The sequence below is a fragment of the Corynebacterium sp. ACRPJ genome (assembly GCF_022347345.1).
Taxonomy (GTDB): Bacteria; Actinomycetota; Actinomycetes; order Mycobacteriales; family Mycobacteriaceae; genus Corynebacterium; species Corynebacterium tuberculostearicum_D.
This window is the reverse complement of record NZ_JAKRNC010000016.1, coordinates 34630-41497: the sequence shown is the minus strand read 5'-3', so window position 1 is coordinate 41497 and position 6868 is coordinate 34630. Positions and strand designations below refer to the sequence as shown.

Here is a 6868-nt window from a genome sequence, read left to right as displayed (position 1 = left end):
TTCCGATGGATTGAACACGAAACGCGCGGATATAAGCACCAAGACCTTATATCCGCCCGATTTACCCAACCTGAGCAGCAAGATCACTGTAACTCAGACACACTTTTTGCTACTTAACCCTATCAAGGCACCAACGACGGGTACCAGCCCCATAGAAATAATGGGATTTACTCGGCCGCAGATCAGAAGTCCCGCCGCCGCAGAGGTGAGGGTCGGACCCATGGCCGCAAGCCCGACTAGGCCCCCTTAGTGTCGCTTCACACGCCGACGATCTGCCATGCCCTACGCTACGCGGGCAAGCGAGTGTGCCCTAGGTTAAACCCCAACTATCGACAACGCTACTACTATCCCCAAAGCTCACACCGGTTTAAATTGAATTGCCTATAGATAATCGTCACCACGAAGCACTTCGCACTGCTTGAAAAAGTCCCCACCCCAGCAAAAGCATTCAACAAATTGCACGGAATTTTCCGCAAAATTGCAGCTAGGCACCCCACATATGGGAAACGACGCGGTGCCCCTACAGCGCCGCGTCGTCCCTATTCCCTATCACTCACAACGGATTGGAGAAACCGTTCGCCTACCCCCTAAGTAGGCTTTGTGAGCAAGACCAACTGTAGCACTCGCACAATGCAAACGGTAACGCGAATCAAAATTCCCAGTTTCCACCAATGTTTCTTATTCTTAGGTGTGCTTTTTCAGACCTAATGAACCGTAGGTTTGAATTTTCCTGTGGATGGAGCCCACCACTTTGCACTCAGCCCAATGAGAGTGATGACGAGCAATACCGCAACGCCGGTCCACAAGACGGCCTGTTCGCCTTCGTTACCCGCCGCCGTGACGGCCGCGGTAGTCCAATTCAGTGGCAAAAGATTAGAAACAATCTGCCAAACCTTAGAAACACCGGCAATTGCCGCGGATTTCCACAGCCACCCCACCAGAGCGGTCTGGCCTATGCCAAAGAGCGCCGCGAGGATACTGCCGGCAGTAATACCGCATAGCCCGAGTAGGCCGCGGGTGATGGCCGCCATGGACAGCGCGCCCAGAAGGAGCGCCGCGCCGGCCCACACCGCCGCCACAGGGGTAAATCCGGTGGCAAGCACAAAGAGGAGGATTTCGCCGATGGCGACCGCGGCCAGCGTGCCGCCGAAGACCGTCAGCCATGGGCGGAATCCCACTTGCCAGGCCACACCGGCCGCGGCGCCTGCGAGCAGGACCAGGGCCGAGACCAACATCGCCACGATGGGGCTGAGCAGATGTGCCGGGCCGTCGGTCGCGGTATGCGCCGGCGGCAGGGCGCGCTGAATGTCACCCACATTGGTCTGGTTTTGGGCCGCCATGGTGGAAAGCTTGCCGGCGCCGTCGTCAAGCTTGTCCACGCCCTCCTGCGCCTCACCGACGCGCTTGTTCAACTCCGCAATTCCTTCATTGAGCTCCTGCGCACCGGATACGGCCTGGTTCACGCCATCGTGATAGGCATAGCCGTTGACCGCCAACTGATTGGATAGATCGCGCGAGCCGTCCTTAAGCTTCTTAAGCTGGTCGGTCACCGAATTATCCAGGCGGAAATTATTCACCTGCGCACGGAGATCGCCCAGCTGCGAGCGAATTTCCTTCGCTTCCTTGGACTTATTTCCTTCCAGGTCGCGCATCGTGCCATCGATGGCCTGCAGAATCTGCCCTTGCACGGCGCCCAGGCCCACTACCTGGTCCACGGCACCGCCGACACCATTGGCCAGCTCCGTTGCACCGCCACCGAGCGTATTAGTTCCGGACTGCAGCTGATTGAGGCCGGCTACCAGTTCTTGGGAGCCCGTCGCCAGCTTGTCGACGCCCCCTCCGAGCTCATCCGCCCCCTTATTCAGCTCCCCTGTACCGTCGTCAAGCTGCGTGGCGCCCGATTTAAGCATGCTCGCCTGGGCCTGCGCGCGGCTGGCCGCCTCGGCGGCTTCCTTTACCTCTGGCGAGGCGGAATTTTCCCGCGGCGCACCAAACGGCTGCGCGGCACTAGACCAGGTGTGGGCGGGTTCCCACTGCGCAAGGCCCGCCACCGCAGCGCCGATAATGAGCGGCAGGGCGAGCAGGAGGATCAAGAGGACGCTGCGCCACCGGGAAGGGGACGCAGCGTCTGGGGAAGCAAGGCGTGAGGTCATGGTACTGAACCTATCCGTGCAGGTCACTCCCCTGTTGCAGGCGCGCCGAGCACCCCCGCAATAGCAGTTCCTCTACGATATATGGCATGTCCCACAATTATTCCCTGACCCCTTCCCGCTACCTCGCCGCCGCGGCCATCGCGCCGCTGTGTTTCAGCCTTGTTGCCTGCTCCAACGACGCCGATACCTCGGCAGAACCGGAGTTCTCCGACGCCACCGCCGCAAGCTCGTCGGCCGAGGAGACCACGAGCGAGCCCGCTACCTCGGAAGCCGCAGACACCGTCACCGAGACCGCAGCGGCCGAGCCCACTTCTGCGGAGGCAGCTCCCGCTGAGGAGACCGCGGAATCCGGCAACGCGGAAAGCGAAGCCCCGGCCGCCGTACCCGCCGACACCGGCCGCGGCGACTGCTCCCCAGAAGCGCTACAGCCCGCAGCTCCCACCATGACCAATATCCGAGTCAATAACTGCGATGGCCAGTGGGCCCACTTTGGCAAAGACAGCACGGACTGGACTGCTTGGGCGCGCTACGAGGGCGGCCAGTGGGTAGCCATTGAATCCATTGGCGAGGCAACCTCCGGCATGGCCGCCCCGTGCTACGACGTGGATAAGTGGGCCGCCGAGGGCGCTCCCGCCTTTGTTACGGAAAAGATGCGCCGCTGCGACTAGCCACACAGCAAGAAACCGCCCCCGTACCGTGCAGTAAAGCAACTCGGTACGGGGGCGGCGTCGTTAGCGCACAAGCGCTGCCGGGAAAAGATTACTTCTTCTCGGCGTAGACCTCGCGCACGCGCTGGCCAAGGGCTGGGTGCACGTTGGTCCAGTATTCGTAGACGCGCTCCTCGGTCTCCTCGGATACACCGGCCATCGCGTTGGTGATATTGGTGACCAGGCGCTCCTTGGCGGCATCGTCATAGACGTTTTCGTACAGGTCGCGCGCCTGCACAAAGTCATCGTCCTCGGCGTGGCGAACATACGGTGCACGCACCAAGTCGCTGCCGTGGGACTCCGGATTGATATAGAGCTCTGCCGCGGTGGTGGTCTCGAGCTGGGAGCGGTCGTTTACAGCGGCGTCGTCAAGCACGCCCGTACCCTTGTCGTGGCGGTTGGGCGAGTAGACCGGATCCTCCGGAGCATTGAAGAGGAACTGCATGCTGCCCTCGTGCTCGTAGGTATTGACCTCGTTCACATTCTGCGGCTGGTTAACCGGCAGCTGCTTGTAATTCGCGCCGATGCGGTAACGCTGCTGGTCAGCGTAAGCAAAGGCGCGGGCCTGCAGCATCTTGTCTGGGGATAGGCCAACGCCCGGCACAATATTGGAAGGATCGAGCGCCACCTGCTCAATCTGGGCAAAGAAGTTGCGCGGGTTGCGGTTGAGTACAAAGTAGCCCACATCGTGCAGCGGGTAGTCCTTCTTGGACCAGACCTTGGTCAGGTCGAAGGGGTTAAAGCGGTAATTCTCCGCCTCATCCAGCGGCATGATCTGCACCTTAACGTCCCAGATCGGGTAGTTGCCCTCCTCGATGGCGTTGTAAAGATCCTCGCGGTGGCAATCCGGGTTCTGGCCGGCGGTGGTGGTGGCCTCCTCATCGGTGAAGTTCTCCACGCCCTGGCGGGACTTGAAGTGATACTTGACCCAGAAAGCCTCGCCTTCTTCATTGACCCACTGGAAGGTGTGGGAGCCGTAGCCATTCTGGTGGCGGGTGGACTTCGGGGTGCCGCGGTCACCCATCAGATAGGTGACTTGGTGTGCGGATTCCGGGTTGCGGGTCCAGAAATCCCACTGCATATCGGCATCGCGCAGGCCATTGGTGCCTAGGCGCTTCTGGGAGTGGATGAAGTCTGGGAACTTAATGCCATCGCGAATGAAGAAGACCGGGGTGTTATTGCCCACGATGTCGAGGTTGCCCTCCTCGGTGTAGAAGCGCAGGGCAAAGCCGTGCACATCGCGCCAGGTATCCGGGGAGCCCTGCTCGCCGGCCACGGTGGAAAAGCGGCCCATCATCGGGGTGACGGTGCCCTTCTGGAAGACCTTGGCCTTGGTGTAGGCAGAGACATCTTCCGTGATGTGCAGCTCACCAAAGGCACCGTGGCCCTTAGCGTGCGGCGTGCGCTCGGGCACGCGCTCGCGGTTGAAGTGCGCGAGCTTTTCAATGAGGTGGATATCATTGAGCGCCACCGGTCCCTGCTGGCCCGCGGTCACCGAGGTGTTTTCGGACGGCACCGGCTGGCCCGAGGGGCGGGTGGTATTTCCCTTGCCAGCGGGGCGCTGGCCCTTGTTCAGGATGTCATCAGCGGTAAATTCACTCATTTTTGCCTCCTGGCAATTCGCGGTCAGTTCTTCCCAGTGTGGCAAAACTTTGCACGGTTGTCAGGGCTCGCCAAAGAGAGTAAAGGGTGCTGGTAGATTCATTCAGGTGACTCACCACTCCGCAGCAGACGACGCCCGCGTCACCGACCTCGCTCTTCGGGCCGGTCGCGGCGACCGCGCGGCCCTGACGGAGTTTATCAAGGCCACCCAGGATGATGTGTGGCGCTTGCTGGCGCACCTGGGCGGGCCCGAGGGGGCCGACGATCTCACCCAGGAGACCTATCTGCGCGTCATCAGCGCCCTGCCGCGCTTTGCGGCGCGGTCCTCCGCCCGCACGTGGTTGCTGTCTTTGGCCCGGCGCGTGTGGGTGGACAATATTCGCCACGATATGGCCCGGCCGCGGAAATCTGCCACCGAGTACGAAGACGCGATGGGTGCGGCGCCGGAAGAATCCGCGGCGTGGAGCGAGTGGATCGACGCGCGTACGCTTATCGACGCCCTCCCGGCCGACCGCCGCGAAGCCCTCATCCTCACCCAGGTACTGGGCTATACCTATGAGGAGGCGGCCAAGATTGCCGGCGTGCGCGTGGGCACCATTCGCTCCCGCGTGGCGCGCGCCCGCAAGGATCTCATCGCGGGGACAGGTTAATACCCCCAAATAGCCCCCTGCGATTGCGGAGTTAATTTCACTCCCAAATTGTTACGCCCTGGTTACCTTGTATCCCGCGGGCCCCAGATATTGGCACTTAGCTGCACTTTACGCGCAATGAGTGGGGTGAACGAGGCCACAATGAGGGCGATTCTTGCCCGAAATATCTGTCCAATGTGTGGTTTATTAGTTGTGTACACACGTGATAAATCGACCGTCGATCCGGGCCCGCGCGATACCAATGCCGGGCCCGGCGCGTGTGAGTAAGAGAGTTTCTCCCTTTCATGTTAAAACGCGCAATCGGAATTTCCATGGCGTTTATCGGCGTCGTCGTGGGCGCAGGCTTCGCCTCCGGCCAGGAGGCCATGCAGTACTTCGTGGCCTTTGGTAACTGGGGCCTGTGGGGCATCGCCCTGGCCGCTGGTTTGATGATGATCACCGGCATCTCCATCCTGCAGCTCGGCTCGTACTTCCAAGCCGAGGAGCACACCGCTGTCTACGACAAGGTCGCATCGCCGTTTACCGCCAAGATTTTGGACTGGTCCACCCTGGTGACCTTGTTCGCCATCGGCTTCGTCATGTTCGCCGGCGGTGGTTCGAATATCAATCAGCAGTTCCCGTCCATCCCAGTATGGGTGGGCGCCACCGCCATGCTGATTTTGGTGCTGCTCGTCGGCCTGATGGATGTCGACCGCGTAACCGCAGTCATCGGTACCATCACCCCATTCATCATCATCTTCGTGGTGCTTGCCACCGGCTATACCATCTTGAATGCAGACGTTGATTTCTCCGCCATGAATGACTGGGCGGTCAACAATGTTGATACCTCGCTGCCTAATTGGTGGCTAGCCGCACTGAACTACACCGGCCTGAACGTGATGACGGCAGTATCCATGTCCATCGTTATTGGCGGTAACTTCCTGGATAACCGTGCAGTTGGCGTCGGTGGCCTCATCGGTGGCCTGCTTTATCTCATCCTGTTGGCACTGTTGGTATTCGCCCTCTTCTTCGAAGCAGAAACCGTCAACGGCCAGGATATGCCGGTACTGAGCCTGATTACCAGCATCCACCCAGTCTTGGGCGTGCTGATGACCTTTGTCATTTACGGCATGGTCTTTAATACCGCCATCGGCATGTTCTACGCGCTGGGCAAGCGCTTGACCCGCAATAACCCCAAGCGCTTCTACCCGGTTTATGCCGGCGCCTGCATCATCGGCTTCATCTTGTCCTTCGTAGGCTTCCAGGCCTTGGTCAGCAACGTCTACCCGATCCTGGGCTACCTGGGCCTGCTGATGATCGTGGTGATGGTCTTTAACCGCATCAAGAACGGCAGCAAGCTCTCGGACGAGTCTGACCGCCGCATGCGCGCACACGAGCTGGTGTCCCGTCGTCTGGATCCGCGCAAGCGCTTTACCAAGAAGAACGAGCGCGAGCTGCGCAAGCTGGCTGCAGCATCCAATATGGAAACCACCGAGTTCGTTACCAATATCGCAGAAGAGATCCACGAGGAGCTCGAAAATGATGATGATATTGAGTATGACCGCGAAGATCCGGAGCCGTCCGTGACCTACGTGCAGCACACCAAGCCGGAGGTTCCGTCGTCCACTAGCGACCTCGACTTTGGCAAGAGGGGCACTGGTGCCGACTCCGATACTGGCACCGCCAAGCCGGTTTCTGAGGACTAACCCCTCGCCCACGGCTAATAAGCCAAAAGCTCGGCGCCCTCCTTTCCCACAACCAGGGAAGGAGGGCACCG

Annotated in this window: 5 protein-coding genes; 3 read left to right on the top strand and 2 right to left on the bottom strand. The window is 60.2% G+C overall.

Annotated elements, in window-relative coordinates:
• Positions 1-704 precede the first annotated feature (704 nt).
• Positions 705-2153, bottom strand: coding sequence for a hypothetical protein (locus tag MHY08_RS10255; protein ID WP_239236562.1), 1449 nt, complete (start codon positions 2151-2153; stop codon positions 705-707).
• 86 nt (positions 2154-2239) lie between these two features.
• On the opposite strand from MHY08_RS10255, the gene MHY08_RS10250 reads away from it, so the two are divergent.
• The gene (locus tag MHY08_RS10250; protein ID WP_239236560.1) at positions 2240-2821 is read left to right on the top strand and encodes a hypothetical protein; all 582 of its coding nucleotides are present in this window, start codon (positions 2240-2242) and stop codon (positions 2819-2821) included.
• Between the two features lie 91 nt (positions 2822-2912).
• Here MHY08_RS10250 and MHY08_RS10245 read toward each other — a convergent pair whose 3' ends face one another.
• Positions 2913-4463 (bottom strand): catalase, encoded by a 1551-nt coding sequence (locus tag MHY08_RS10245; RefSeq protein WP_204610449.1) that lies wholly within the window; start codon positions 4461-4463, stop codon positions 2913-2915.
• 106 nt (positions 4464-4569) lie between these two features.
• On the opposite strand from MHY08_RS10245, the gene MHY08_RS10240 reads away from it, so the two are divergent.
• Both MHY08_RS10240 and MHY08_RS10235 read left to right on the top strand, forming a co-directional pair.
• A complete protein-coding gene (locus MHY08_RS10240) occupies positions 4570-5112 on the top strand; it encodes an RNA polymerase sigma factor (RefSeq protein WP_005323148.1) in 543 nt (180 codons plus the stop codon).
• A 284-nt stretch (positions 5113-5396) separates the two neighbouring features.
• Positions 5397-6797 (top strand): hypothetical protein, encoded by a 1401-nt coding sequence (locus MHY08_RS10235; RefSeq protein WP_239236558.1) that lies wholly within the window; start codon positions 5397-5399, stop codon positions 6795-6797.
• Positions 6798-6868 lie beyond the last annotated feature (71 nt).

Coding starts and splice junctions, on each gene's coding strand:
- MHY08_RS10255 (WP_239236562.1), bottom strand. CDS start 2,153: ATGACCTCACGCCTTGCTTCCCCAGACGCTGCGTCCCCTTCCCGGTGG.
- MHY08_RS10250 (WP_239236560.1), top strand. CDS start 2,240: ATGTCCCACAATTATTCCCTGACCCCTTCCCGCTACCTCGCCGCCGCG.
- MHY08_RS10245 (WP_204610449.1), bottom strand. CDS start 4,463: ATGAGTGAATTTACCGCTGATGACATCCTGAACAAGGGCCAGCGCCCC.
- MHY08_RS10235 (WP_239236558.1), top strand. CDS start 5,397: ATGTTAAAACGCGCAATCGGAATTTCCATGGCGTTTATCGGCGTCGTC.